Source organism: Microbulbifer mixtoriginis (SeqCode) (genome assembly GCF_052467235.1).
Genome location: NZ_CP174305.1, coordinates 2,937,373 through 2,963,346 on the forward strand (window position 1 = coordinate 2,937,373; position 25,974 = coordinate 2,963,346).

Annotated in this window: 19 protein-coding genes; 9 read left to right on the plus strand and 10 right to left on the minus strand. The window is 49.4% G+C overall.

The window, feature by feature from the left end; all coding sequences use genetic code 11:
* Positions 1 to 47: 47 nt before the first annotated feature.
* The 5 genes from ACJJIO_RS12940 to ACJJIO_RS12960 all read right to left on the minus strand — a co-directional run bounded on the left by ACJJIO_RS12940 (position 48) and on the right by ACJJIO_RS12960 (position 9,818).
* Entirely contained in the window at positions 48 to 1,901 is a 1,854-nt protein-coding gene (locus ACJJIO_RS12940; protein WP_444888008.1) for an MFS transporter, read from the minus strand.
* Between the two features lie 251 nt (positions 1,902 to 2,152).
* On the minus strand, positions 2,153 to 3,943 hold the full coding sequence (locus ACJJIO_RS12945; protein ID WP_444908690.1) for an MFS transporter: 1,791 nt from the start codon (positions 3,941 to 3,943) through the stop codon (positions 2,153 to 2,155).
* 270 nt (positions 3,944 to 4,213) lie between these two features.
* Complete coding sequence (locus tag ACJJIO_RS12950; RefSeq protein WP_444888010.1) at positions 4,214 to 6,100, minus strand: MFS transporter; 1,887 nt, start codon at positions 6,098 to 6,100, stop codon at positions 4,214 to 4,216.
* A 210-nt stretch (positions 6,101 to 6,310) separates the two neighbouring features.
* On the minus strand, positions 6,311 to 8,380 hold the full coding sequence (locus ACJJIO_RS12955; protein ID WP_444883753.1) for a M13 family metallopeptidase: 2,070 nt from the start codon (positions 8,378 to 8,380) through the stop codon (positions 6,311 to 6,313).
* A 202-nt stretch (positions 8,381 to 8,582) separates the two neighbouring features.
* Positions 8,583 to 9,818, minus strand: coding sequence for a TonB family protein (locus ACJJIO_RS12960; protein ID WP_444883754.1), 1,236 nt, complete (start codon positions 9,816 to 9,818; stop codon positions 8,583 to 8,585).
* Positions 9,819 to 10,161: 343 nt separating this feature from the next.
* On the opposite strand from ACJJIO_RS12960, the gene ACJJIO_RS12965 reads away from it, so the two are divergent.
* The 4 genes from ACJJIO_RS12965 to ACJJIO_RS12980 all read left to right on the plus strand — a co-directional run bounded on the left by ACJJIO_RS12965 (position 10,162) and on the right by ACJJIO_RS12980 (position 16,551).
* The gene (locus ACJJIO_RS12965; protein ID WP_252084550.1) at positions 10,162 to 10,860 is read left to right on the plus strand and encodes a cyclic nucleotide-binding domain-containing protein; all 699 of its coding nucleotides are present in this window, start codon (positions 10,162 to 10,164) and stop codon (positions 10,858 to 10,860) included.
* Between the two features lie 268 nt (positions 10,861 to 11,128).
* Positions 11,129 to 12,316 carry an efflux RND transporter periplasmic adaptor subunit gene (locus ACJJIO_RS12970; RefSeq protein ID WP_444908691.1) on the plus strand — a complete coding sequence of 396 codons (1,188 nt, stop codon included), beginning with the start codon at positions 11,129 to 11,131 and terminating at the stop codon, positions 12,314 to 12,316.
* Between the two features lie 2 nt (positions 12,317 to 12,318).
* Positions 12,319 to 15,471 carry an efflux RND transporter permease subunit gene (locus ACJJIO_RS12975; RefSeq protein ID WP_444883756.1) on the plus strand — a complete coding sequence of 1,051 codons (3,153 nt, stop codon included), beginning with the start codon at positions 12,319 to 12,321 and terminating at the stop codon, positions 15,469 to 15,471.
* 114 nt (positions 15,472 to 15,585) lie between these two features.
* Positions 15,586 to 16,551, plus strand: a complete 966-nt coding sequence (locus tag ACJJIO_RS12980; RefSeq protein WP_444899091.1) for a phosphoribulokinase — start codon at positions 15,586 to 15,588, stop codon at positions 16,549 to 16,551.
* 70 nt (positions 16,552 to 16,621) lie between these two features.
* Here the strand turns inward: ACJJIO_RS12980 and ACJJIO_RS12985 are convergent, their stop codons facing one another.
* Together ACJJIO_RS12985 and ACJJIO_RS12990 are read right to left on the minus strand one after the other, a co-directional pair.
* A complete protein-coding gene (locus ACJJIO_RS12985) occupies positions 16,622 to 17,542 on the minus strand; it encodes a hypothetical protein (RefSeq protein WP_444891344.1) in 921 nt (306 codons plus the stop codon).
* Positions 17,543 to 19,036: 1,494 nt separating this feature from the next.
* Complete coding sequence (locus tag ACJJIO_RS12990) at positions 19,037 to 19,441, minus strand: hypothetical protein (protein WP_252084555.1); 405 nt, start codon at positions 19,439 to 19,441, stop codon at positions 19,037 to 19,039.
* 157 nt (positions 19,442 to 19,598) lie between these two features.
* Between ACJJIO_RS12990 and ACJJIO_RS12995 the strand changes: the two genes are divergently transcribed.
* Entirely contained in the window at positions 19,599 to 20,051 is a 453-nt protein-coding gene (locus ACJJIO_RS12995; RefSeq protein ID WP_444883759.1) for a methylglyoxal synthase, read from the plus strand.
* Positions 20,052 to 20,236: 185 nt separating this feature from the next.
* Positions 20,237 to 20,659, plus strand: coding sequence for an ExbD/TolR family protein (locus tag ACJJIO_RS13000; RefSeq protein WP_444908692.1), 423 nt, complete (start codon positions 20,237 to 20,239; stop codon positions 20,657 to 20,659).
* Here ACJJIO_RS13000 and ACJJIO_RS13005 read toward each other — a convergent pair.
* The gene (locus tag ACJJIO_RS13005; protein WP_444908693.1) at positions 20,629 to 21,048 is read right to left on the minus strand and encodes a tryptophan 2,3-dioxygenase family protein; all 420 of its coding nucleotides are present in this window, start codon (positions 21,046 to 21,048) and stop codon (positions 20,629 to 20,631) included. The two genes, ACJJIO_RS13000 and ACJJIO_RS13005, sit on opposite strands and share 31 nt — an antisense overlap.
* A 58-nt stretch (positions 21,049 to 21,106) precedes the next feature.
* Complete coding sequence (locus tag ACJJIO_RS13010) at positions 21,107 to 21,283, minus strand: tryptophan 2,3-dioxygenase family protein (RefSeq protein ID WP_444908694.1); 177 nt, start codon at positions 21,281 to 21,283, stop codon at positions 21,107 to 21,109.
* 126 nt (positions 21,284 to 21,409) lie between these two features.
* Here ACJJIO_RS13010 and ACJJIO_RS13015 point away from each other — a divergent pair, with 126 nt between their 5' ends.
* The 3 genes from ACJJIO_RS13015 (at position 21,410) to ACJJIO_RS13025 (ending at position 24,819) form a co-directional block, all read left to right on the plus strand.
* Positions 21,410 to 22,657 carry a Zn-dependent hydrolase gene (locus tag ACJJIO_RS13015; protein WP_444908695.1) on the plus strand — a complete coding sequence of 416 codons (1,248 nt, stop codon included), beginning with the start codon at positions 21,410 to 21,412 and terminating at the stop codon, positions 22,655 to 22,657.
* Between the two features lie 85 nt (positions 22,658 to 22,742).
* Positions 22,743 to 23,663 (plus strand): dimethylarginine dimethylaminohydrolase family protein, encoded by a 921-nt coding sequence (locus ACJJIO_RS13020; RefSeq protein ID WP_252084560.1) that lies wholly within the window; start codon positions 22,743 to 22,745, stop codon positions 23,661 to 23,663.
* 376 nt (positions 23,664 to 24,039) lie between these two features.
* Positions 24,040 to 24,819 (plus strand): enoyl-CoA hydratase, encoded by a 780-nt coding sequence (locus ACJJIO_RS13025; protein ID WP_252084561.1) that lies wholly within the window; start codon positions 24,040 to 24,042, stop codon positions 24,817 to 24,819.
* Positions 24,820 to 24,855: 36 nt separating this feature from the next.
* Here the strand turns inward: ACJJIO_RS13025 and glpQ are convergent, their stop codons facing one another.
* Positions 24,856 to 25,953 (minus strand): glycerophosphodiester phosphodiesterase, encoded by a 1,098-nt coding sequence (gene glpQ, locus ACJJIO_RS13030; RefSeq protein ID WP_444908696.1) that lies wholly within the window; start codon positions 25,951 to 25,953, stop codon positions 24,856 to 24,858.
* Positions 25,954 to 25,974: the final 21 nt, after the last annotated feature.

Below are 25,974 nucleotides of genomic sequence, written 5' to 3' on the forward strand. Positions count from 1 at the left end.
GGCACATTTTTTACTGGTGGTTAGTGACTACTGGTTAAATCGATGAATTAAGTATCACTTTGGTTGAGTTGCTCAGCTAAGGCTGATCTGTTTATATCCTTCGCTGCAATAGGCTGCCCTACGCTGATATGTACTTTGGGAAAAAAACTCATTTTTTTATGATTGGAGCTGCCTGAAATCTCATCGTGCAATCCCTTCAAAGTAAGGGGGAATATGGGGGTGGCCGTATGGGTTAAGACCTCCTTTAGTTGTCTTTCAATATCAGTAAATTCACTGTCACAGTGATCTTTAACGGGAAAGAAGCAGATTAATTCACCATTCCCTACAGCTCGACGTATTTCAGCTGAGAACTTCTCTTTATCTCCTGTTGCGTCGTAAAAAATGGGCGCAAGACTGTAATTGTTAAAAATAAATCGCAGCAAAGGAAATTGGTTAAACCCCTGGGGCAGAATAAAGCGAATCGGCCTCAGTAGAGTATCCATAAGCAGTTGGGGCGCCAGCCGGGCTGCTGGGCTGCAGACTAGCAATGCAGCTCCTGTGGCGGGAATGTGCTTGAGTTCTCCGTAGGAGGTACGGGCGAATAGATGCGAGGAAAGCCACACAAGTAAGTGCACAATAAATTCTGGTTGTTTGAAAAACAATAAAGCCATTACTGTACAGTTCACCAGAGCCATCAGGATAAATAGCTGCGGAATTGTAATTTTCAGTACGTCGAGAAAAAAAATACTAAGCAGCGAGATCAGTACAATAAATAGGGCGTTTAAAACATTGTTTAGGGATAGGACTTGCGCACGCACAGCGTAGTCGGTCCTGTCCTGCATGATTGTATAAAGCGGTACAATGAAGATACCGCCAAATATGCCCAGTAAAGCGGTATATATGAGTACGGCATAAGCGCCATCACTTTGCAGGTATTCGCTGATAGATGCCCCGGACAAGGTGTCAAACTGTGCAGTGGTTATACCGAGGCCCAGCCCACCTAGAGTGATCCCCAAGGCGCCGATAGGTACTATGCCAAATGTGATGCGCCCTCTGGAGAGTGCTTCGCACATCAGGGAGCCCGCCGCCACACCAATGGATAGGCAGCACAGAATAATGGTGATAACTGGCTCGCTCGCGCCTAGTACATTCTTGGTGAGGCTGGGCACCTGTGCTAGATAGGCTGAACTGACCAGCCAGAACCAGGAGCAGGCGAGAATAGCGTAAAAAACTGATGGATTCTTAACCGTTAGCCGCATTATACGCCAAGCTTGGGATATGGGGTTCCAGTCGATGCGTAAGTCTGGGGTCGGGGGGGGTGCTTGTGGGATCATTCGGCTGGCAAGATAGCCTAAGACGGCTATCACAACCATGATGGCTCCCAATTCCTCCAGTCCCGGTTGGCCCGGTTTTGTGTAACCGGCGAGTAGGGTACCGGCAATAGTCCCGACTAACACCCCGGCAAAGGAAGCCATCTGTGCCAATCCATTGCCTCCCATCAACTCGCTGCGCTTGAGGTGTTGGGGTAGTAGGGCATACTGCACAGGGCTGAATATAGCGGTGTGTGTTGCCATTAAAAACAACACAATAAAGTTCAGGATTTGGTTGTTATAAATAAGGCTATAGGCTCCCAGCAAGACAAAAAATATTTCCGCTAACTTCAATATCCTGATAATTCGGCTCTTGTCATATTTATCCGCTAGCTGGCCGGCCGTTACCGAAAAGAGAAAATACGGCAGTATATAAAAGCCCGTTGCGAGATTGATTAAGGCATTGGCCTCGGACTCCGCCAGACGAAATGCCAGCATCACCAGGAGTGCATTTTTGAAAATATTGTCGTTGAAGGCGGCACTGATCAATGAGAGAAACAGTGGCAGGAAGCGGCGCTTGGTAAAAAGGGTGAATTGGTTTTGCTGGGCCATTGGCGCCTTTCTTTAGTTGGGTTGCTTCCCTTGAACAAATCCAGTGACTAAACCATTGTATCAGTGCAAAAGTGAGTAACTAATAGCATAGGGTAAAGCTGAATCAGTGGATGCTTGGAGAGTAGGAGGAACTGCTGCCAACTAGTAGATGGAATCTGGTTTTATAGTGTTGATTGTTATTGTAAAAGAGTAGTTGTGGTTTTTGAGGTCTTTATCCTTAAATGGTGAGGCTGTCTTTGTAGGTTTTCTTTTTAAATATCGTCTTCTTTGTAAATGTTTTTTAAGGTTAATAATGTTCTTCTACTTAACTGGCTTTTTGTCTTCTTGATCTGTAATAGGGCTTGAGTAATGGGAGCGTTCTGATTCCTAAATATGCCCCATAACTGTTTTCTTCTTTTCATGGTTGTACTTGAATGATCTTGCTTGTCTATAAATAGACACAAAAGTTCCTCTTTTTTTATTGCATTTTCTATTTCGTTGAGAGGGTTGATATTCTTTTCTGTTTTTTCTGAATTGTAAATTATAGGTTGTGTGCCCCCCTTGCTAAGGGCAAAGCGTATTAATTTATGGTTGAATAATGATTGCGGTAAGATAAAACGAACGGGGCGCGGTATTATCTCATATAGGATTAGAGGTGCCCGGTAATTCATGGACGTGCAGATGATGAGAGTGGCTCCTTGTTCCGGTATCAGTTTCAAGTTTTCTCCTTGCACTCGAGCCACGACATTTGTATAGGCCCAGGTGGTTAGGTGCACTAACAGCTCGGGTAATTTGAAACAGATAAAAATTAATGCAAGGAGATTTAAAATTGCAAGGAATATTATAAGTTGGGTGATAGATATCTTTGCCGCATCTAGTAATATAATATTGACTATTGAGATTATGACAACGAATAGGGCGTAGGACATGTTATTCAGTGCAAGAATTTGTCCGCGTATTTGCTTTTCTGCCCGGTCTTGAATGATGGTGTAGAGTGGCACGATAAAGATCCCCCCGGAGAAACCCACCAATACTGTGTAGAGCAAAATTGAAACTGCATTGTCGCTCATCATAAATTCAGATATGGAAGCTCCAGATATAGTATGAAAACCTAGTGCGCTAAAACCCAGACCAAGCCCGCCCAGAGTTATTCCAAGGCCACCGATGGGTACTATGCCAAGTGTAATGCGGCCTCGAGATAAGGTATTGCACATAAGGGATCCAAGCGAAATACCAATTGTTAAGCAGCAAATCATCAGGGTAACCACGGGTTCGCTGGCGCCCAGTGTGTTTTTGGTGAAACTGGGAATTTGCGCAATAAAAGTTGTGCTGATTAGCCAAAACCAAGAACAGGCGATGATGGAATAAAAAACCGAAGGGTTCTTCATTGTTTGCTGTAAAATTTTCAGAGTTTGCTTTACTGGGTTCCAATTCACTTTTAAGCGGGGTGACAATGGTGGTGCTGGAGGTATTGCGCGGCTGCTTAAATAACCGAAAACTGCGATACCAGACATGACAAGGCTAAGATATAAAACCCCATGTTGTCCCGGCTTGATAAAATCTGCGAGTAGAGCGCCTACGATTGCACCGCTAAGGCTGCCAGCAAAAATTGCCATTTGTGCCAACCCATTAGCACCCATCAGTTCTTTTCGTTTCAGGTGTTGGGGCATAACTGCATAGCGGGCAGGGCCGTAGAAAGTCTCGTGGGTTGCTAATAGGAATAAAACTAAGAAGCTTAGCATCTTACTGTTGGCATACAGCGCAACAGCCCCCAGAAGTACAATGGGGATTTCTAGCAGCTTAATCAGCCTAATAAATTTGCTTTTATCGAACCTATCTGCCAATTGTCCCGCTGTGATAGAAAACAGGAAAAAAGGTAAAAGATAAAGTGCGGTTGCCAGATTGATCAGAGTATTGGCTTCGTTTTTTGCCAGCTGGAAAGCGAGAATAACTAAGAGAGCATTTCTGAAGATATTGTTGTTGAAATAGACAGTGATCAGAGTAAGGAATAGGGGGAGGAAGCGGCGTTTTCCCAATAGCTGAAACTGATTCTGTCGAGCCATTGCCACTTCCTTACATGAGACAGCCTATATCTGATTGGTTATCAGTCGGGGATTCATATTTGTTGAGTGATGCTGCGAATATTCCTTGTTAGACCCGTATTCGGTCATCGTGCTTTATAAGGTTCTGAAGATGGGGTTACATTGAAGGAAGTTTGGTTAAGCATAGGACAGCAGTAAGACTACAGTAGCCTTGGTCTGGTCAAATATCCTGGCGCGTAAGGGTTTTGATGACAGGGCTGGTGTTATCCCAGCCCCAAAATATGTGTTGATCTATTTTAATTCCCCGCGCAACTCCAGTACCTCATCGTGTAATGCCTCTACCTTGGCTTCAGGCGCTTTAATCGGAGCGCCTGCCACGACACTGACTTTGGACCAGAAGCGCTTTGGCAGGGTGGTGAAGGCGTGTCCACCTTTATGACTGAAGAAGCTGCCCCAAAGTCCGCGTAGGGCCATGGGGATTACTGGCACAGGGGTGCGCGCAAGGATTTTTTCAATGCCGGCTTTAAACGGTTGCATCTCTCCGTCTTTAGTGAGTTGTCCCTCTGGGAAAATACATAGCAGGTCACCATCTTGCAAACCCTGCTCAATGTCCTTGAATGCCTGATCATAGCCTGCAGGATCCCGTGACTTGGAGCAGATGGGAATGGCGCGCCCAGTGCGGAAGATAAAGTGTAGTACCGGGATTTCGTAAATCGGCTTATACATGATAAAGCGTATTGGGCGGCGTACGGCGCCGGCTAACAGTAGGGCATCCACATAACTTACATGGTTACACACGATCAGGGCTGGTCCCTCTGCGGGAATCTGCTCTAACCCTTGATGCTTAACCCGATACATTGTGTGGGAGAGCATCCAGATAAGTAGACGCATCGCGAATTCGGGAACCTTGGTGAATACAAAGATAGCCACGGCGGCGTTCATCAGGGCGATGACCAGGAAAAACTGTGGAATCGTGGCTCCTAGGATATTCAGGAACAAAATACCCAGCAGCGCTGAAACAACCATAAACAGCGCGTTAAGAATATTGTTGACCGAGATAATCTGTGCGCGAATTTCTCGAGGCGATCGGTCTTGCATCATAGCGTAGAGAGGCACAATGTAGAGGCCACCAAAAATACCTAACAATACGATGCAGATAAGAATAGTGAGGGCGCCATCGCTGTTGAAGAAAGCGCTTAAGGTGGGCTCTTGCAGTTCCTGAAAGCCCCCCCCGGCACTGGAAAGGGCGATTCCGGCAATGGTGAGACCGGCGGCACCCAGTGGTACTAGGCCCAATTCGATATGGCCGTTGGATAAACGCTCGCACAGCATGGAGCCCAGGGCAATACCGATGGTAAAGGCACACAACAATAGGGTGACAAGGGATTCATCTCCCCCCAGTACATTATTCGTAAAACTGGGTATCTGCGTCAGATAAGCCGCGCCCAATAGCCAAAACCAGGAGATGCCGATAATGGCATAGAAAATTGATGGGGTTTTGGCAGTAGTGCGCAGGATTTTGTTGGTTTGGGTGATGGGGTTTGGGTTGATATGCAAATTTGGCGAGGGCGCTGGACTTTGAGGAATCCAGCGGCTTGCCAAGTAACCGAATATCGCGGCCCCCATAATAATCAGGCTGAGGTAGAAGAGACCGTGTTCCCCTTGCCCGGTCAGTCCGGCGAGTAGGCCGCCCACAATGGTGCCGGCGAGGATACCAACAAAAGTACCCATCTCTACCAGGGCGTTACCACCGACCAGTTCAGAGCGTTTCAAGGATTGTGGCAGGATGGCGTACTTCACCGGGCCAAAGAAGGCGGACTGCACTCCGAGCAGGAACAAAACGGCAAGGCAGAGCAGATTACTGCCACTATAAAGCGCACCTATACCGAGGGAGCCAATAACGATCTCTCCCAGCTTGATCAGTCTAATTAAGCGGCTCTTATCAAATTTGTCCGCCAACTGACCTGCAGAGGCGGAAAATAGGAAAAACGGCAGAATAAACAGGCCGGCGGCGATATTAATTAGAGCATTGGCTTCGCTTTCCACCAAGCGAAAGGCGATCATCACGATCAACGCATTTTTATATACGTTATCGTTAAAGGCACCTAAAAACTGGGTGATAAAGAAGGGCAGAAAGCGGCGGCTGGCAAGCAGTTGGAACTGGGTGCGATGGGCCATTGGTGGTATCTCTTATGAAAGCACGCCATCCATCTTAAGCTATTGCGGCAAAGATTTGTCCATCCTGTAGTGTTGATGAAATGGATGGTACAAGAATGAGGAAATATTAGGAGAGAGGGAAACTTCGAGGAAAATATTGAGAGAAACCGGCCGCCGGGGCGGCCGGTAGAGTGGAAAGCCGGTAACAGATGGCAGGATTATTGCCAGCGATTACCAGATCTTCACGCGCTCCTCTTTCGGCAGGTACATACCGTCACCTTCTTTAATATCAAAAGCTTCGTAGAAAGCTTCGATATTGGGGAGGACCCCTTTCACTCGGTACTCCGCAGGAGAATGGGTATCCACCTTCATACGGCCGCTCAGAGCTTCATCGCGGATCTTGCTACGCCAAACCTGTGCCCAGCCCATAAATACGCGCTGATCGCCGGTGAAACCGTCGATGACCGGTGCTTCTTTGCCGTTCAGGGACATTTTGTAGGCTTTATAGGCGATGCCGAGGCCGGACAAGTCGCCGATGTTTTCACCCAGAGTCAGCTTGCCGTTGATGTGCTCATCTTCTAAGGGTTCGTAGGCGTCGTATTGGGAGACCAGCTTACTGGTAAGGCTCTCAAAGTTATTGCGGTCAGAGTCAGTCCACCAGTTATTTAGATAGCCCTTGCCATCGAATTTACTGCCCTTGTCATCGAAGCCGTGGCCGATTTCATGGCCGATCACACCACCGATACCGCCGTAGTTCACTGCATCGTCGGCATTCATATTAAAGAATGGTGGTTGCAAAATTGCTGCGGGGAACACGATCTCGTTCATTGCCGGGTTGTAGTAGGCATTCACGGTCTGTGGGCTCATGCCCCACTCACCGCGGTCGATGGGCTTGCCCAGCTTGTTGCGATCATAACTGGCCTCAAACATATTGGCTGCCAGCACATTGCCCACCAGGTTATCGGCATCTACCTTGAGTGCGGAGTAGTCACGCCACTTGTCCGGGTAGCCAATCTTGGTGGTGAAGTTTTCCAGCTTAAACAATGCCTGTTTGCGGGTGTCCTCACCCATCCACTCCAAGGACTCGATGGATTCACGGTAGGCGGCTTTCAGGTTGTCCACCAGCACAGTCATGCGCGCTTTAGCTTCCGGTGGGAAGTACTTTTCAACGTAGCGCTTGCCGACCAGCTCACCCACTGCGCCATTCACAAACTGGGTGCCGCGCTTCCAGCGGGGTTCCATCTGCTCTACGCCGTGGAGTTTGGTGTTGTAAAAATCGAAATGTGCCTGGGCAATCTCACTGTGCATGTAAGGCGCCATGGCGGAAAGTACCTTGACCTTCAGGTAGCGCTTCCAGGTGGCCATATCGGTGTCGACAATGATCTGATTAGCGGCTTCCAGGTACTCGGGCTGGCCCACAATAAAGCTGTCAGCCTTGGCCAGTTTGGCTGCGCTTAGGTAGCTGTTCCAGTCAACTGCGGGCATCAGCTTTTTCAGCTCCGCAGTGGATTTCTTGTTGTAATACTTTTCGGGGTCGCGGTTGTCCAGGCGTGTACGGTGATGCTTGGCGAGGCTCTCTTCCAGCTTGAAGATTTTCTTGGAGAACGCTTCGGCATTATCCAGCTGGCCTAACTTTTGGATTTCTACCAGATACTCTTTATAGGCCTTGCGCAGCCCCTTGCTCTTCTCGGTATCTTCGAAATAGTAGTCGCGGTCCGGCATACCCAGGCCGGCCTGCCACAGGTAGAAAATATAGTTTTCGACCTCTTTCAGGTCTTGGTAGATGCCGCCACCGAAGGGTACGTCGTAGCCGGCGATATCAGCGTAGGCGAAATAGTTAGTCAGATCCTTGCGGGTCTTAATTGCGTCGATTTTGGCGAGTTCGGAGGAGACAGCGGTAATGCCTTTCTTTTCAATCAGCTTTTCATTCATAAAGCTGTTGTAGAGGTCACCGATCTGCTTGGCATCTTTGCTGCTGGCGCCTTTACTGGCCTCCATGATCAGTGTTTTAACTTGTTCTGTGCTTTTGTCTCTCAGGGTTGTAAAGCCGCCCCAGAGGGATTTATCTGCTGGAATTTCGGTGTTCTTTAGCCAGGTGCCGTTTACATAGGCGAAGAAGTCATCCTGTGGGCGAACACTAGTATCCATCGCGGTGAGGTCGATACCGGAAGTGAGCTGCTGCTGTTCAGCAGTGGCCTTATGGTGGCTGGAGCCACTGTGATCGTGGGCGTGGGCTGTTAGTGACAGCTGGGTGCCGGCGAGAATGCCTGCAATAGCGACAGGTAGTAATAGTTTTTTCATTTCGGCTCTTTTGGCTAAATTTTGCACAGTTGTATCAAACGTACATGGTAAAAGGGGACAGTAAGGTTGGGCAAGAGGGCTGCGTTTAGCGGCGGATGGATTGCGGCAGATGGTGGCTTGGCTAATTTGGTTAGGAGTTACAAATTTAGCGAAATTTCTTAGTAAAAAGCCCCACAGAGTGGGGCTTTTGCGAAAGAGTGGGTCAGTCGGGTAGATTGAAGGTAATCGGCAGTGAGAAGCTGAAAGTCTCCTCGCCCAGCTGGGAGGGTACTGCGGGGTATGGCGCCGCTCTCTCTACCGCAGCGCGAGCTTCACGGTTGAGAGTTCCAAAGCGGGATTCTTGCACTGCCTGAATCTCCTCTACTTCGCCGCGGGTGTTAATAACCACATTCAGGCGCACACTACCTTCCTGGCCCCGCTCCTGGGCGCGTTTCGGATAGCGAATATGACGGTAGGTGTGGCGCAGTAGGTTGGAAGTGTAAATTTGGCGAGCCAAGATCATACCGGCGGTTAGGGGGGCCTCTTCTTCCTCCTCAAACTCCTCATCCATTTCTGCCAGCGCTATATCCTCGGGGCCGTTTGCGGCTAGTTGGATAGGCTCGCCGCTACTTTCGTTTTCCTGCTGCAGGGGGGCTTCCTCTGTCTGTGAGAGCCCATCGGTGGCTTCAGTCTGAGCTACCTGCTCTGTGATTTGCTCGGCCACCTCCAACACTTCGGAGCTTGCCGGAGTCAGAGTCATGGTGGGCGGGGCGAGATCCACCTCAACCAGTGTGGGCTTGGATAGCTCCTCCTCTTTCTGTGGTGCCTGCGCCGCCGCCAGGGCTTCCTCTTGGCTAATCAACTTCAACTGCAGCTCGGCGATCCGCTCGCTGCTGGGCTCTAGGCTCTCAAAAGTGGAGCGCAGGGAGTCGGGAATATTTCCGGCAGAGAGCAGTCCGTCACGAAAATCTGTCGAGGGGGGGACAGGGCCGATCCAGGCGCGCAGCAGGGTATTGAAGAAATCCGGATTGGCTATCTCACCGAGGGTAATGCCATTTAGGGAAACCGAGGTGATACCGCTGTCGGCAGCAAAATCGATGGCTAACTGGTCCCCGCGGTGTAGGCGGCCTTTAAACAGGTTGGCGAAGGTCACCATATCCTCCGCCTGACTGCTCAGGGTGTCACCGCGGTTATTGATGGCGATACTTTCCATCCACTGGTTGCGGAAACGGCGCGCGGGCAGGCTTTTGGCGAGCACCCGTACTTCCAGGCGCCGCGGTGTCTCTGGGTTGTAAAGGCCGGCTGAATCACTAGAAAGACTCTCCGAGTAGACAGCGGCTATATAGAGTTCTTTGTTAAATTGTTGTTCGAGCGCAAGGCCATTTAAGAGCGGTGCAGCTGAGGTAGTTACAGCAAATGTTAACACCCAAAGTGAGAAGACAATTTTTATCGATTTCATTGTTCTATGGTGTCTGCATATCCGGACACTCGGGTCCCGGTAATTAAGATTGAGGTGTCCCTCCCCGGTGCACACAAATCAGATGAAATAGTGCGCATTCAAAGTGTGAGTGAGCACACTGTACTCAACACTTCGCCTAACTCTACTGCAACTGGAATGGAGTTCAAGCCTGGAGAGGTTAGAATGCCCCCCTTCGCAGGATCGCGGGTGCCGAGTGGGAAACGATTGTCATAGCCAACGATGTGTGTGGCAGATCGATATCGTTTAGAATCCAGCATCGCCAAGTGGCATCGGCCACACTTTTAGAAAAAATGGAAAAGTTTTCACTAATTTTGCGGTATCTATGGAAACCAAGCCCCTTATTGACTATCCGCGGGAAGCTGTCGATAAGCTTCTTAACGTCATTCATCTGTTTCGAGATATTCGTGCGGCCAGTGAGTGGCAGTACGATGTATTGTTAAAGCGCTCCCGACTTTTGAGTTTGGAACCTGGTGAACAGCTGCTGCGCGCCGGCGACGTGGATCAGTGGGTTTTTTTCCTTTTGCGGGGAGAACTGCAGGTTCAAGTGGAGGGCAATGGGCTTAATGGCGAGCGTCCCCTGGCGGTTATTCGCCCAGGGGAATTATTTGGCGATCTCTCTATGTTGTTGGCAGAGCCTCGTAGCGCGAATATTTTTGCTGCGCACAATAGCCGCGAGACCCAGGTGCTCGGGCTCGATTGCTCCCTGTTTGGGGATCTTGAAGATTTCACTCTGCTGCAGTTGCCAACAAAATTGACGTTTTATCGCAATATGGTGCATTCGCTGCGCTGGAAGTTGGAAGTGTATCGCTCTAAGTACCCCAGCCATCAACTGGCCGACAGCCATCGCAAATTAAAGCTTTACACCGGGCCAAAGAATAGCCGCGAAGAGTTAGTTGCCCTGGCCGAACAGGCAAGGGCTCTGGCCAGAATACTTCTCGATTGGAATGCGGAATTTGGTTCCGGTGAACTGATTGATGATGAGTCAGACATGCTGGGTTTTTTGGAATCGATGCTGTCTTAATTCTCACTAAATGATGCGGTTGGAGTGCCCTGTGAAGACAGTCTGACCGATTTCCCCTCTTTGCTCCACGCGAAGCACCTGTCCCTTCTTATACTCAATTTACTCAGACATCGACTGATGTTACCGGCCCCGCAGCCTTGTCAGCTGGTCTATTTCTCTGAAAATTCAATTTAGGAATACGACTGGGCTGTGTAAAATTTGGCCTACTCAAAACACTGCGCCAGCGTTGCTGCCGGCCGCTTTATTTGTGCCTGACAGGTTTCTATTTATGAGTGCACTGGTATCCATCTGGTCTAACCGAAATTATCGAATCGCATTACTCGTTACCCTACTAGCCCTTGCCTGGCTATTCAGTGGGGTTTTGCTGCCTGAAGAGGATAGTGAGAGTGCGAATGCCGCCGAAAAAGCGGGGATTGTTCCCGAGGCGGCGATGCGGGTTCAGGCCCGGCGGATTGAGGCTCAGTCCTACGCGACACGGGTGTTGGTCAATGGGCATACCGAAGCAAATCGCAGCGTGCGCCTGAGAGCGGAACTGGATGGTGTAATAGCCCGGCTGCCAGTGCCAGAGGGAAGCCAAGTACAACAGGGTGAGGTGATCTGTGAAATCGAAGCGGAGGACCGTCTGGAAAAGCTGGCCCTGGCCGAAGCCGCGCTCAATAAAGCGCGTCTGGATTATGCTGGCGCTGAGCGGCTAAAAAAGAAAGGCTTGCAGTCCGATACGGCCATGGCTCAGCAGAATGTTGCTCTGGCGCAAGCGCAGGCGGATTTCACCTCGGCCAAGGTGATGGTGGATAACTTGAAAATCCGCGCGCCTTTTGCCGGCGTGGTTAATAAGCGCGCGGTAGAGCTGGGTGATTTTATTCGCCGGGGAGAAGAATGTGCGACCCTGCTGGATTTGGATCCAATTCTGGTAGTTGGTGAGGTCTCCGAGAATCAAGTGGGCAATTTAGTGCCCGAGGGCCCGGCCAGTGCAGAATTACAACGTGGTATTCCGGTTCAGGGTAAATTGCGTTATATCAGCCAGCAGGCTCAAGAGATCACCCGCGCTTACCGGGTCGAGGTGGCAGTGAATAATCCCGGCAACTTGCTGCGCGGTGGTTTAAGTGGTCGCTTGGCTCTGCCCACCGGAGAAATACTGGCACACCATATTAACTCCTCACTACTGACTCTGGATGACAGCGGCACACTGGGTGTGCGGGTGCTCAATGAAAACAATCGGGTCGATTTTATCAATGTCACTTTGGTGGGTGATGGAGACGGGGGTGTTTGGGTCAGTGGCCTGCCGGACCCGGTTACTCTGATCACCGTCGGTCAGGAATATGTGAGCCAGGGCGATATTGTCAAGGTGGAAATGTCTCCACCAGAACCTGCACTCAGTGTGCAATCCCAGCCTGTGGATATCACCCCTGAGCCGGTTTCAGTGCCCAGTGCACAGGATGATCAGGAAGGTAACTAGCGATGAAATTATTGGAGAATGCGATTGCGCGCAATCGCAGTGCCATTTGCCTGATGTTGCTGATTGTCTTAGTGGGGCTTGTGGCCCGCGGTGCTATGACAATTGAATCTAGCCCTGAAGTGAATCCGCCATTTGTTATGGTGCAGGTTACCCATGAGGGGATTTCTCCCGAGGATGGCGTGCGCCTTTTGGTGCGCCCTTTGGAGCAGGAAATCCGTGCGGTCGAGGGAGTTGTCGAGGTGATTGCAGTCGCCCGTGAGTCCCTGGCCTATATCGTGGTGGAATTTGACTCCGCAATTGATGTGGATGATGCGGTGGATGATATACGCAACGCGGTGGAGAGGGCCCGTGCAGAGCTGCCAAGGGATGCGGAAGAACCCACCGTTGAGGAGGCATCGGCGCAACCTTTTCCCACCATTGTGGTTACCCTCTCTGGGGAAAAAGTTAGTGAGCGGGTACTGCTCAGTAGTGCCCAGTTACTTAAGCGCAAAATAGAAAATATCAGCGATGTATTGAGCGCAGATCTACACGGCAATCGCGAAGAGGTAGTCGAGGCAACTATTGATCCGGTGCGCCTTGAGCACTATCAGGTGACCAGTGCAGAGCTGATTAACGCAGTGCTGGGCAATAACTTGCTGATTCCCGCAGGAGAATTGGATACAGATCGCGGGCGCTTTTCTGTCAAAGTTCCCGGCCTGATTGAGAGTGCACAGGATGTTTATGAGATCCCGTTAAAGAATTCGGCAGATGGCGTTGTTACCCTGGGTGATGTGACCGATATTCGCCGCACCTTCAAGGATGCTGTGAGTTTTACCAGCATCAACGGTCGCCCCGGTCTCGCTATTAATGTCGAGAAACGCAATGACGCCAGCTCCGTAAATGTGGCAGATCGGGTCAGATCGGTTGTGCAAGAGGAGCTGGGAGCTTTACCCCAAGGCGTAAAAGTGGAGTTTGTTTTTGACCAGTCCAACTTTGCGCGGGATATGGTCAGTGAAATGCAGGGCAATATTCTTACCGCAATGCTGCTGGTAATGATTATTGTGGTGGCTGCCCTGGGTTTCCGCTCAGGCATTCTGGTTGGATTGGGGGTGCCATTCTCGCTGCTGTTCGGTTCTATCGTCACCTGGTATCTGGGGTACTCCTTTAATTTTATGGTGATGTTCGGCATGTTACTGGCCCTCGGTATGCTGATTGATGGTTCCATCGTGATTACCGAATTTGCCGATCGAAAAATGGCTGAGGGTTTGAGTGCTCGTAACGCTTATATCGCATCGGTCAGTCGTATGTTTTGGCCGGTTGTCGCCTCAACGGCAACAACGCTCGCCGCTTTTCTTCCGATAATGCTGTGGCCGGGAGTGGTCGGCGAGTTTATGCGCTACCTGCCGGTGACTGTCTTTGCGGTATTAGCGGGATCACTGCTCTATGCACTGTTTTTTGCTCCGGTGCTGGGTGCTTTATTTGGCAAAAGTAATTTAACAGCTTCAACGCGTAGTTACTTAAAGCAGTTAGAGGAGGGGCAGCCCACGCTCCTACCGGGAATTACCGGTTACTATGCCCGCCTCTTGGCTTTTGTCTTGCGTCGCCCAGGGATGGCCTTTACCACCACAATTGTTCTCTTGGTCTGCATATTTATTGCTTTTGGCCGCTTTGGTGCCGGGGTTGAATTTTTCACCGAGACCGAAGAGCAGTACGGCAATGTTGAGATTAGAGCGCAGGGCAATCTCTCCATGGCGGAGAAGAAAGTGCTGGTCGCCCAAGTGGAAAAAGCGGTCCTGAGTATTCCAGAAGTACGTATAGCGCACACGACAATCGGTTCCGGTGGAATTTCCGGTAACTCCGATCGTGCCCCGGACCAGATTGCCAATATGTTGGTGGAGCTGCTGCCGGCTGAGGAGCGCGAGCGGCGCAGCCGGGAAGTTTTCGAAGATATTCGTGCACGCACAGCAAATTTTGCAGGGATCAAGGTTACGGCTAACGTAATGGAAGGCGGCCCGCCAGTTGGCAAAGATATTGTGTTAGAGCTACGCGGGCAGAACTATGAAAAATTATTGGCCGAGACTTGGCGACTACACCGGGCAATGGAAGATGATTTCGGTGGTTTACGAGATATTGTCAATACTGCACCACTCCCAGGGATTCAGTGGGAGGTGCGGGTGGATCGTGCCAAGGCCTCCTTGTATGGAGCTGATCTGACTGAAGTAGGACGAGCGGTTCAGCTGGTAACCAACGGTGTGCGAGTGGCTGAATACCGTCCCGATGATACTGATGAAGAGGTGGATATTCGTATTCGTTACCCGCAAAGTGCTCGCGGTATAGCCGCTCTTGATCAACTCAAGGTCAACACTCCGCGCGGTACAGTGCCTATCAGCAGCTTTGTACATACAGTGGCCATGCCGAAAGTAGACAAAATTGAAAGGATCGACGGCATTACCCGCATGCAAGTAAAAGCTGACGCTCAGGAGGGTGTGTTGCCAGACGATAAGGTCAAAGAAATCCGGGCTTGGCTTGAGCAGAATCCGGTAGATCCAAGCGTGGAGTTATTATTTCGCGGTGCGGATGAAGAGCAGAGTGAGTCCTTTCAATTTCTAGGGGTGGCTTTTCTACTTTCACTGTTTTTGATGTTTATCCTGTTAGTAACCCAATTCAACAGTTTTTATCAGTCATTGCTGATCTTGTCTTCGGTGATTATGTCGACGATTGGTGTGATGTTGGGTTTATTGCTTAGCCAGAGCACCTTCAGTGTCATCATGACTGGAGTAGGGATTGTTGCCCTCGCGGGGATTGTGGTTAACAACAATATTGTTTTGATCGATACCTATAACTTTGTACGTAAAAGTGAGCCTGACCTTAGCCCCGCAGAGGCTGCCCTCAAAGCTTCCACGCAGAGGTTACGCCCGGTATTTCTCACTACTGCGACGACGATTTTAGGTTTGTTGCCGCTAGCCCTAGGTGTGAGTGTCGACATGGTAGGACGAAATGTTGTGGTCGACGGTGTAATCGCATCATTCTGGGTCAAACTGGCCAGTGCTATCGTCTATGGATTGTCCTTCTCCACACTCCTGACGTTACTGGTGACCCCGGTTCTTTTGGTTTTGCCTGGGCATTTGCGCAGCAAACTCTCTTGGAGAAAGTTAGCAGGTCCTCGATTGAGCTAGCATATTCAGTATTAAATTATTCTTGTGATCACTTTTTGCGGGGGCCATGGCCCCCGTTTCTTTATGGTGAATAAGAGGCTTGATTAAAAATTGGAGCAGAATCTGGAGGGAAGATTGGGAAACAAGTTAGAGACTGGAATATGTCGCTGGCCGGAGGAAATTATCAAACTTAGCCGTGAATTAGCAGGGACAAGTCTACGGCAAGTGATTGGTAGTTTTATTCAGAAGCACCAACTGCCAGCAGATTTTTCTCATGAGATAGAGGCCTATTACTTGCCATTGGCTTTATGGCTCATGAAAAGACACAAGGAAGGGCAGACCCTGGTTGTGGGGATTAGTGGTGGGCAGGGCACTGGCAAGTCAACGTTATCAGACTTTATTTGCCTGATCCTGGCGAAACAGGGGTTCAACTGCTGTACTTTTTCTTTGGATGACATTTACCTGACTCATTCCCAGCGGCTGCAGCTCTCCCAAGAGGTTCACCCGCTCTTGCGCACCCGAGGAGTACCGGGCACTCACGATGTTCAATTGGGGTTAGATACTCTGGATGCTCTTTGCAGTGCTGGAGATCAGTCACAAGTTTATCTGCCGCGTTTTGATAAATCCAAAGATGACAGGGTGCCCAGTAACCTTTGGCCTGTGCATAGTGGCAAGGTGGATATTGTATTGCTTGAGGGATGGTGTCTCGGCGCTAAGGCATCGATAACACCAATTCAGCCTATTAATTCATTGGAGAGGTTAGAGGACACTTCCGGCAGCTGGAGACGTTTTATTAATCAGCAACTGGAAGGGATCTATCGCGAACTATTTCAGCGCGTGGATATCATGGTGATGCTGTGTGCTCCTGGAATGGAGTCAATTTTTGAGTGGCGCAAACTACAGGAACAAAAGTTACATAAACGTACAGGGGCGGGGATGGAGGAGTCTGAGCTGGACCGCTTTATTGAGCACTATGAACGGATAACACGAAATCTGTTAATTGATATGCCTAACTGGGCCGATTGCATTTTGTATTTGGGGAAGGATCACCACATACGCGCGGTCAGTATTGGTGTTCAAATCGGTGAGTACAAAGGATAGCCCCCGGGCTTGCCGGGGGCGGTTCAGCGGGCGCTGTTGTTCCCGCTGAACAAGCTAAGTGAGTTACTTATTACTTAGCCTTGGGCGGACGACCACGGCCGCGCTTTACAGGAGCAGCTTCAGTTGCAGCTGGGGCTGCGGCTTCGACTTTTTTGGGGCGCCCTGGCTTTTTCTTGGCTGCTTCGCTTTTAGCCGGGCGACCGGGCTTCTTTTTCGCAGTTTCTGCCTTTGGCGGGCGGCCGCGACCGCGTTTTACAGGAGCAGCTTCAGTTGCTGCGGCTTCTGTTTCTGCTTTCTTTGGACGGCCAGGCTTTTTCTTGGCAGCTTCGGTTTTGGCTGGACGACCGGGCTTTTTAGCTTCTTCGGTTTTCTTTGGGCGACCCGGCTTTTTCTTGGGCTCTTCAGTAGTGGCTGCAGCCTTAGGAGGACGGCCTGGCTTCTTCTTAGCTGAGTCAGCTTTGGCTGGGCGACCGGGCTTTTTCTTTACCGCAGCAGCTTTTTTCTTCTCTGCAGTGGCAGCTTTCTTGGCAGCAGCTGCAGCTTTTTTGGCTTCTGCTGTAGCTTGCTTCTTCTCTTCGGCTGCCAGCTTCTTGGCGATAGCGGCTTCTTCTTTAGCGACGACTTTGGCTACTTTAGCCGCAAGCTTGTTTGCAGCTTTAATGCCGGCCAGCTCTTCTTTTGCTTCTGCAGCGGCAGTTTTGGCCTCTGCAGCGGCAGTTTTGGCTGCAGCAGCAGCATCACGCGCTTTTTTCAGCTGGTTTTGCTGGGCCGGGGTTTTCTTCTTAGCGCGGACAGCGGCAACTTTTTCTTGAGTCGCTTTAGCTTTTTCTGCGGTTTTCTTGGCACTGTTTGCCAACTTTTCTACTTTAGCGGTCAGGTCCTTCTCTTGTTTGAGACGGGCACTTTCCAGTTTTGCGGTAAGGGAGCGCAGCTCCGCTTCCAGCTGTGCAACATCGCTAGTGGCGACTGCGGATACTTTTTTTGTAGCCATTTAAATTTCCCTGCAAATGTATTGTTTTGTTAAATGGGGGCATTCCTATCAATTATTCTCAGCCATCTTCCCAGTGAAATGCACTGTCGAAGACGTCTGTTTTCGGCAGAAAACAATTGATAGTGAGTCCCCCCAAGTGAGCGGCGCTAATTGCAGCTTATTTGTATACCTAAATGCAAGTGTTTTATATGGAATTTTGCTATTTCATGTAAAAAAAATCGTTTTTTTTTATATATTTTCAATTTGAGGACCTAAAAAGAGAGTCGTAGTAGGTATTTGCGCAGTAAAGAAGACTTTTGTTTTACTCTCGTTGCATAAACTGAAAGGTGTAATTGCAAGTGAATAGTTGAGTAATTTCCTATGGTTTATTGATGACTCTCGTTTTTGTATAAGAGTTTAAACTGGAGAGCACTTACAGTTCCGATTTAGCGCAAACCCAGGTAGTGGGGTTAGTGTGTTGAGCAAGTAAAGAGTTAACAAAACTTAACGGACTGTTATCGACAAATGCTTAAGCTCGGAGCCTGCGACTATGAATCATTGCAGTCTTTATCAGATGTAACCCTACCGCGCTGAGTTAATGTGGCTGAATACTGATTTCACTATAGTGAAAGTGACTCTAACCATGCCTTAAAAGCTCTGGCTTCTTAAGTGGAGTAAAAGTAGTGGCTGGCTCTGGAGAAATGCCCACTCTTTTCATGGGCTTCTAGTCTGGATGCACTGTCTAACAGAAGAACTTCGAAAGCCGTGGATATTACTATCCTGCACTTGTGAGAGGTTAGGGATGTACAACGCCTTCAAGGTTCAGCTGAGCCGTCGCGGATCAGTAAGGCACTTCTTATACGTGTACATGTAGGCTTTGATTAATTAGATAGCCTCTTTATTTATGGGGATATTACTCTGTTTAGGTGAGTTAAGAGAAAAGCTCGGTGGTTAAGCTGGATATTGGCCAAGAATTTTCCCATTGATGCCAACAGCCGATCTGAATTCTGGTTGAGTTTTGAGTGTTTGTGGCTATCTTGAAATAGTCGTAGGAACTAATCGCTTTGTTGCAGACTAACTCAACTGGTCTGTTAACTAAGTATCAAAAAGTTAGTGGGTATTTGCTGAGTGTTAAAACGCTCAAGAACATTCACTTGGGTAACTGGGATAATGAAGGCTTTAAAGTAAATTCTTTGTTATCTAGTGACAGGTTGAGTCTTTTGTAGAGTCATCACTTCCTGGAGCTAAAAGTATGCTTCCTAAGTAGGCATTGCTATGAATAGCCTTAGGGGGCTCAGTTTAATGCTGGGCAGAGAATTCTAGGTTAACAAGATATTCCCTTGCAGTGGTGTCTGATAGTGATGGCGATTGCGGTGAATTAGCTGAAAGTTTTCAAGGTATCTTAATAGCGCTTGGAGATGGATTCTTCTTTATAAAGAGTTGATAACTTAAGCAGAGACTTTGGTGATAGAGGAAGGGATTGCGGCTCTATCACCGTGTCTTGGTATCTAAAGGTTACAGTGGCCCGTAGGGAAGGTAGCGGTTATTGGAGTGTTGACGAATCCAGAGAAGTTGTTCTTTTTGTAATGGTGCTTTGCGTTGGCGCAGCTCTTTGGCCAGGGGAATGACAGCAGACTCTGCCCCGGCATCCCAGCCGGTCAGTTCCATTTCTGCAAGGGTGAAGAAGCGTATGAGTTGCCATAACTGCTCGTTGTCCCAGTGTTGGCTCTCTTCTAACCATTGCTGAGCCGGCAGGCGAATCAGCTTTGAGGCCTTTAAGTCATCTTTATTTAGATTTGCGCTTAGGCTGTTATCAGAGGCGGCAACACTGATAAGCCTCTGCAATTGATCCCGGTCGAATTCCCACTGGTTTTCTTCTTGCCGGCCACTCACCTGTGGCTCCCAGGCTCCTACACTCATATTCTCTCCTTACTTAGGTACGAGGTTTTCACCATTATACCGAGGTGAACCTACTTCTGTGGGGAGCAATTCCTTAATACTTCGTGGGGTGGAGTAGAGGGAACAACTTCCGTGTGATTGAGATAATATAGAAGAGTTACTTTTTATTGAGGTCCTTATGGAATTTATCTCTAAGGCGTTACCCGCGAGTAAACGGATCGCCCTGGTCGCCCACGACAACCGCAAGGGGACCTTGATACAGTGGTGTCTTCGTCACCGTTATCTTCTGGAGAAGCACAGTCTTCTGGCTACGGGCACAACTGGCGGTAAGATAGAGGAAGCTACCGGTCTCAAAGTAGAGAAGCTATTGAGCGGTCCCCTAGGGGGGGATCAGCAACTTGGAGCCCGAATCAGTGAAGGCAAGGTAGACTTGCTAGTCTTTTTCTGGGACCCCTTTGAGCCTATGCCTCACGATCCAGATGTCAAAGCACTGTTACGTATTGCTGCTGCTTGGAATATACCCGTGGCCTGCAATTCGAGTAGTGCAGACATGATTGTTCAGTCGACCCTAATGGAGCGTGAGTTTGACCGGGAGGTACCGGATTACCAGCGTTATCTGCAGCAGCGATAGTCGGATCTTTCGATCAAAAAATGATCTGATTATTCAGTTTGCTTTCTTAACTTATTGATTTTTAAGGGTTATTTCTATTGGTTATAGGTTGTACTTGCAATGCCTGGCGATTCGCGGCAATCTTGCCCACCAGATGAGACCGGTTAAACCGGCACCCTTGGTATTTGATAACAGCACGGTGTTTTATGAGTAGACGACGCGGAAAGGCCGTAGAAGAAGAGAAGGCGGATATCGACCTAACGCCCATGCTGGACGTAGTGTTCATCATGTTGATCTTCTTTATCGTAACGGCGTCCTTTGTAAAAGAGAAAGCGTTGGACGTAAATGTGCCTGATCCGAACCAGACACAGGAAAACCCGCCTGATTCAGATAAGCAAAACATCCTGCTGGTTGTGAACGCCAACGATGAGATCAGTCTTGCTGGTAGCCGTATTGATAGTCGCGCTGTTCGTGCCCGTATCGCGCAGCTGTATGCCGAGAACCCTCAAGCTATTGTGATTGTACGTGCGCATAACAAGTCGAGTGCGGATACTTATGTACAGATCGCGGATGCTGCTAAGGAAGTGAATCCGGCTATTCAAGTTTCCCTGGTGCCTTTCGAGAAGTAAACCAGAGAGAAGCGAGCGAGCCTTCGCATTGCATAAAAAAAGCCAGCAATATGCTGGCTTTTTTTATGCCTGCTGCTAATTACTGAGACCCCGCAACGGGAGCCTTCAATAGCGCAGGAAAGGCAAACGGTAAAAATTGCTTTTTGCCCGCTCATGGCCGATCCGCCAGTACCTGCTTTGCTTCCATCCTTCGCTCTACCATTATTGTTGTAAAGATCAGTCGATATCGAGCAGCCCGCACAGATCTCATTCAGCAGGGGATCATTGTGATAGATACCAATCAGAACCTTTATCTCGCAGAACTGAAATGACTGAAAGCCGCTGGCGGTTGAGAGCCGGTCCCTGAAGGATAAGAATTCCAGTAGTGTCAGCGTTTCAAGAATATCCACTTATTGAATCAGCGTACGGTAAATTTTATCCACTCGCTTAAGGGGATGTAAGGCGCGGTCAACTGAAGAGCCCTACCAGGAAGCTCTGTTCATGTAACATCTGCTTCAACCAGAGCTCGAAGCTCTGGTGTTTCACAATAAACAGAGGTTCATCGTGCTTAGAGCCATCTGATAGGGGCTTCTGGCACCCTAGCAGCTCGTCTATTTTCAAGTATGAGCTATAAGTGAGAGTCATTTGGTAAATTCTGGTCGAGTTTTGATCAACGGCGAAATAATGCTCTCTTTAATCTGTAAGGATCAAAACATAACTTTTGCCAAAGTGATTAATATGATCCTCAATATCAGGCCCGGAGCTTTTTGAATGGAAAACCCCGCACAACAATTGCGTATTGATGGCACACGTCTCTGGCAAAGTCTTATGCAAATGGCTGAAATTGGTGCAACCCCTGCTGGGGGTTGTAACCGGCAGGCTCTGACTGATGAGGATCGTAAAGGGCGCGACCTGTTTGTACGCTGGTGCCGGGAAATCGGTTGTGAAATTCGCGTGGATCGCATGGGGAATATCTTTGCTCGCCGTTCCGGTACCGACAATGACCTCCCCGCAGTGATTACAGGATCGCATCTGGATACCCAGCCCACTGGCGGCAAGTTTGATGGAGTTTACGGTGTGCTGGCCGGCCTCGAAGTATTGCGCACCCTTGAGGAGGGTAGGGTTCGAACCAAGGCACCCCTGGAAGTGGTGGTGTGGACTAACGAAGAAGGGGCTCGCTTTTCACCAGCCATGGTCGGATCCGGTGTTTGGGCGGGGGAGTTTAGCCTCGATTATGGCCACAGCCGCATGGATAAATCTGGCATAACCATTGGCCAGGAGCTGGAGCGTATTGGGTATTTAGGTCCTGAACCGGTCCAGCCGGCACCTATCAAAGCGGCCTTTGAGGCGCATATTGAGCAGGGACCTATTCTGGAAAAACAGGATCAAGTGATTGGAGTCGTTACCGGGGTGCAGGGAATCCGCTGGTACGATGTGACCTTCTTTGGTACCCCCTGTCATGCAGGGCCCACCCCAATGGAGGATCGTCGCGACCCTGTCCAGGCCATGGCGTGGCTGTGCGAGAAACTATATGGGGAAGTTAAGGCTTACTCCGAGGATGCCCGGATTACCTGTGGCGACTTGCGTGCAGAACCGGGTAGCCGCAATACCGTACCGGAAAAAGTAGTGCTCGCATTGGATTTACGCCACCCAACACCGGAGGGGCTGGAGCATTTACACCGCACTCTCTACCGGGTAGCCGAGCAGGCGCAAGAGGCCAGCGGTGTTGTCATCGATGTACGCGAAGAGTGGTTCTCACCACCGGTGGCTTTTGATAAAGACTGTATTGAGGCGGTTGACAGTGCGGTACAAAACCTGGGTTATAGCAATCGTAAGATGGTTTCTGGAGCTGGGCACGACTCGGTCTATATCTCGCGGGTTGCACCCGTGTCTATGATTTTCGTTCCCTGTGCCGGGGGGCTTTCACACAATGAAGCAGAGTCGGCTGAGCCAGGCCACTTGGAAGCGGGCTGTAATGTTTTGTTGCACGCCATGTTAAATAGCGCCGAAGCGGGCTGATTATCCTTACTAGCCAATATGCAATAAGAACGCCTGGTAAGCCTAAAAGGTTGGCTGGGTTCCTATCAATAGATTTAGGTTGATCATGAGTGAATTTACCTTGAAGTACCGCAAGGATAACGGTGGTACAGCTCCACTGACTAACTGGGGAATGGACTCGGAGTACGGCGTATTGCGCGATGTACTCATCGGGCCGGTGGATAACTTCAGCTGGCGAACGGGAAATGCCAGTGCACGCCGAGCTGAACGCTTAGGCATGCAGTTCGATCACAAAGTGGCTGAGATGCAGCATAAAGAAATGCTGGATGCCTATCGCCATGCGGGAGTGACTACCCATTTGATTCCGGCAGACAGCAGCTTGCCCTATCAGATCTACGGACGTGATTCTTCGGTAATGACGCCCTGGGGACCTATTGTTACGCAAATGTTTAGCCCTTGGCGCCGGGGGGAGTGGGCCCCTATCGTTAAGAAGTATGCGGAACTGGATATCCCCATTTATGATGTCATCACCGCCGGCTCTCTGGAAGGTGGTGACTTTATGGTGCTTGAGCCGGGAGTGATTCTGTGCGGTTATTCTGGTGAGCGCACCAGTCCTCAGGGCTTTGCGCAGATGAAGAGCTGGGTAGAGAAGGAGGGTTGGGAGGTAAAGGGCTACCAGTTTGACCCCTTCTTCCTGCATATCGATGTTATGGTGGCAATGCTGGCGGAAAAGCTTGCGGCCATCTGTGTTGATGCCGTCGAGCCGGAGCTGGTGCAGTGGTTTAAGAGTCGCAATATAGAGATTATCGATATTCCTTTCCCGCAAGTACTTGAACTGGGAGTTAATGTGGTGGCCCTGGGGAATGACCGAGTGATGCTACCCAAAGCCAATACTGGCCTCGCGGAGAAGTGTCGGGCTCATGGTCTTGAGGTAATTGATCCGGATATCTCCATGATTACTCCCGGAGGTGGTGGTGTTCACTGTATGTGCCAGCCTCTGCGTAGAGAGTCCGCGCTAAAGCCCTAACAAGTGCCCTGAAAGAATAGCTCGGTGATCTATGAGCCACCGGGTTATTCCCGTCAACGAATGTGGTTGGTTATGAACTCGCCTCTGGGCTTATAGTCGTTAATATTAATCGCCTGTCAAAGGCGGCTCGCGGCTATACACCCGGTTATCAAGCCTTTTGTGCTAACTAATAAGATAAAAGTGGTTTCCCTTGGGAAAGGCATAGAAATTTCGCGCTAATCAACGGAAATCTGTTTATTTGTGGTTGCACACTTAGGCCAAGATCCTATTAGTATTCCGGAAGCACTATCAGAAGCTCTGCGTTTACTCACAGCTCTGTTTTTTTGGCCGCTGCGGCTGTCTATCAGTCTTAAATGATTCGAACCCGGAGAACATTATGCAAAGCGCATGTGCGGAAATTCAGGCCCAGGTAAACGAGCGTATCCTGGAAATAACCATCAATCGCCCTGAGCGCAAAAATGCACTGACTATGGCTATGTATACTGCCATGGCAGAGTTGCTCAATAGTGCAGTCAATAATAGTGAAATCCGCGTAGTTATTCTCACTGGTGCCGAGGGCATTTTTACCAGTGGCAACGATTTGACAGATTTTCTCGGTGGCTCTGCAGAGGGTGAGGAGTCTCCGGTATTCCAGTTTATGAGCGCACTTTACAACTTTCCCAAGCCAGTGGTTGCAGCAGTGAATGGCCCTGCAGTGGGTATCGGTACCACTATGCTGTTGCACTGTGATCTGTCATTTGCCGGACATGATGCCCTGTTCCAAATGCCGTTTGTCAACCTGGGGTTATGCCCTGAGTATGGTTCCAGTTACTTATTGCCTCGTATTGCCGGCCACGCAAAAGCATCGGAATTATTGCTATTGGGCAAAAAGTTTAGTGCTCAGGAAGCTGTGGAGATCGGTATCTGTAATGCGGCGGTGGAGCCGGAGCAGGCGATTGTTCGGGCCCGAGAGGTGGCCGCTGAGCTAGCGGCGAAGGCACCGGCTGCCGTGCGGCTTTCCAAGCAGTTATTGCGTCGCGCAACCCAGGAAAAGGGTTTGGAGATTATTCAGGAGGAGGGTCGCCATTTCCAGGACCGCCTCACTTCTGAGGAGTTTAAAGAGGCGGCTACTGCCTTTATGGAGAAGCGCCCTGCAGATTTCTCAAAGTTTGATTAAAAAAGTGGCCGCTGATGCGGCTACTTTTTTGTTTGCTTAATATCTGCGTTTTCTATGGTGAGGGCGGGAAAGGTAATTGACAGCTTGATCGGGCTGGTCAGTAAAAATTCCATCGACGCGCAGTTGGTAGGTGGCAAAGTGGAGGAATTGGTTAAAACTATCGAATTCCTCTGGAAGCTTCTCCGGGTCGGCGCGAAAAGTATAGGGGTGAACTTGGAGATCCCTGCGATGGGCACGGCGGACGATATTATTGGCCCTTGGCTTACCATCCTCAACTTCTATTAACATGGGGTACCAAGGGCCGATGCCATCGGCATAGCTGGTGATTTTGCGCATGCCGCCAGGCTCCAGCATCCAATCGTAATCATAATTTTGAATTATGCCATCAATCTCAATCAGTTTTTCCCCCCAGCTGGTTGCAGCAATAAGCTGAACGAGGGAAAGATCCATCCCCATGGCGGGCATTAGTTCAAACTTGATACGTTGTAACTCTTCTGCATCGAAGCACTGTAAAAAAACTTTTTGTTGTTTGTCGCTATAGCCGTATTCCTTAAGTTTTTGCAAAGCGATTGTGGCGATATCTTTTCCTTCCCAGTGGTGGAAGTATGGTTTTTTTATTTCTGGATAAATACCAATTTTATATCCAAGGGATTTATTTAAACCCTGGATGAGTTCTATTTCTTCTTCGAAAGTGGATAGTTGAAAACTGGATTTCCATAGGGGGAAGCGATGCGGATATTTTGCCTGAGGCCCATCCTCGCCTATTGAGAAAGCTTCGCTAACACGGAGCTTTTTTAATTCTTCCAGCGTGAAATCGATAGTGTAGTAATGCCCATCTTCACGAGCTCGTCCAGGAAATATCTCTGCAACATTGGTGGTGCTATCGAGGTAGATATCATGCATCACGATCAGGTGATTATCTTTGCTAAGAACCAGATCCTGCTCAATATAATCTGGTCGCATAGCATAGGCCATGGCCTTTGCTTCGAGAGTGTGCTCTGGTAAGTAAGCAGAGGCACCACGATGAGCGATAACCAAGGGGGATTCGGCTCCAGCGGTACTGTTTTCAGCACAGGTGATATTTGCACTGGCAGAGCCAATGAGTAATAAGGTAGACAGAATTCTTTTGAACATTTGCAAGAGATCCCAAATAAG

Coding starts and splice junctions, on each gene's coding strand:
- ACJJIO_RS12940 (WP_444888008.1), bottom strand. CDS start 1,901: ATGGCCCAGCAAAACCAATTCACCCTTTTTACCAAGCGCCGCTTCCTG.
- ACJJIO_RS12985 (WP_444891344.1), bottom strand. CDS start 17,542: ATGGCTACAAAAAAAGTATCCGCAGTCGCCACTAGCGATGTTGCACAG.
- ACJJIO_RS12975 (WP_444883756.1), top strand. CDS start 12,319: ATGAAATTATTGGAGAATGCGATTGCGCGCAATCGCAGTGCCATTTGC.
- ACJJIO_RS12970 (WP_444908691.1), top strand. CDS start 11,129: ATGAGTGCACTGGTATCCATCTGGTCTAACCGAAATTATCGAATCGCA.
- ACJJIO_RS12965 (WP_252084550.1), top strand. CDS start 10,162: ATGGAAACCAAGCCCCTTATTGACTATCCGCGGGAAGCTGTCGATAAG.
- ACJJIO_RS12960 (WP_444883754.1), bottom strand. CDS start 9,818: ATGAAATCGATAAAAATTGTCTTCTCACTTTGGGTGTTAACATTTGCT.
- ACJJIO_RS13015 (WP_444908695.1), top strand. CDS start 21,410: ATGGAAAACCCCGCACAACAATTGCGTATTGATGGCACACGTCTCTGG.
- ACJJIO_RS13010 (WP_444908694.1), bottom strand. CDS start 21,283: ATGACTCTCACTTATAGCTCATACTTGAAAATAGACGAGCTGCTAGGG.
- glpQ (WP_444908696.1), bottom strand. CDS start 25,953: ATGTTCAAAAGAATTCTGTCTACCTTATTACTCATTGGCTCTGCCAGT.
- ACJJIO_RS13025 (WP_252084561.1), top strand. CDS start 24,040: ATGCAAAGCGCATGTGCGGAAATTCAGGCCCAGGTAAACGAGCGTATC.
- ACJJIO_RS12950 (WP_444888010.1), bottom strand. CDS start 6,100: ATGGCCCATCGCACCCAGTTCCAACTGCTTGCCAGCCGCCGCTTTCTG.
- ACJJIO_RS12955 (WP_444883753.1), bottom strand. CDS start 8,380: ATGAAAAAACTATTACTACCTGTCGCTATTGCAGGCATTCTCGCCGGC.
- ACJJIO_RS12995 (WP_444883759.1), top strand. CDS start 19,599: ATGGAATTTATCTCTAAGGCGTTACCCGCGAGTAAACGGATCGCCCTG.
- ACJJIO_RS12945 (WP_444908690.1), bottom strand. CDS start 3,943: ATGGCTCGACAGAATCAGTTTCAGCTATTGGGAAAACGCCGCTTCCTC.
- ACJJIO_RS12990 (WP_252084555.1), bottom strand. CDS start 19,441: ATGAGTGTAGGAGCCTGGGAGCCACAGGTGAGTGGCCGGCAAGAAGAA.
- ACJJIO_RS13000 (WP_444908692.1), top strand. CDS start 20,237: ATGAGTAGACGACGCGGAAAGGCCGTAGAAGAAGAGAAGGCGGATATC.
- ACJJIO_RS13020 (WP_252084560.1), top strand. CDS start 22,743: ATGAGTGAATTTACCTTGAAGTACCGCAAGGATAACGGTGGTACAGCT.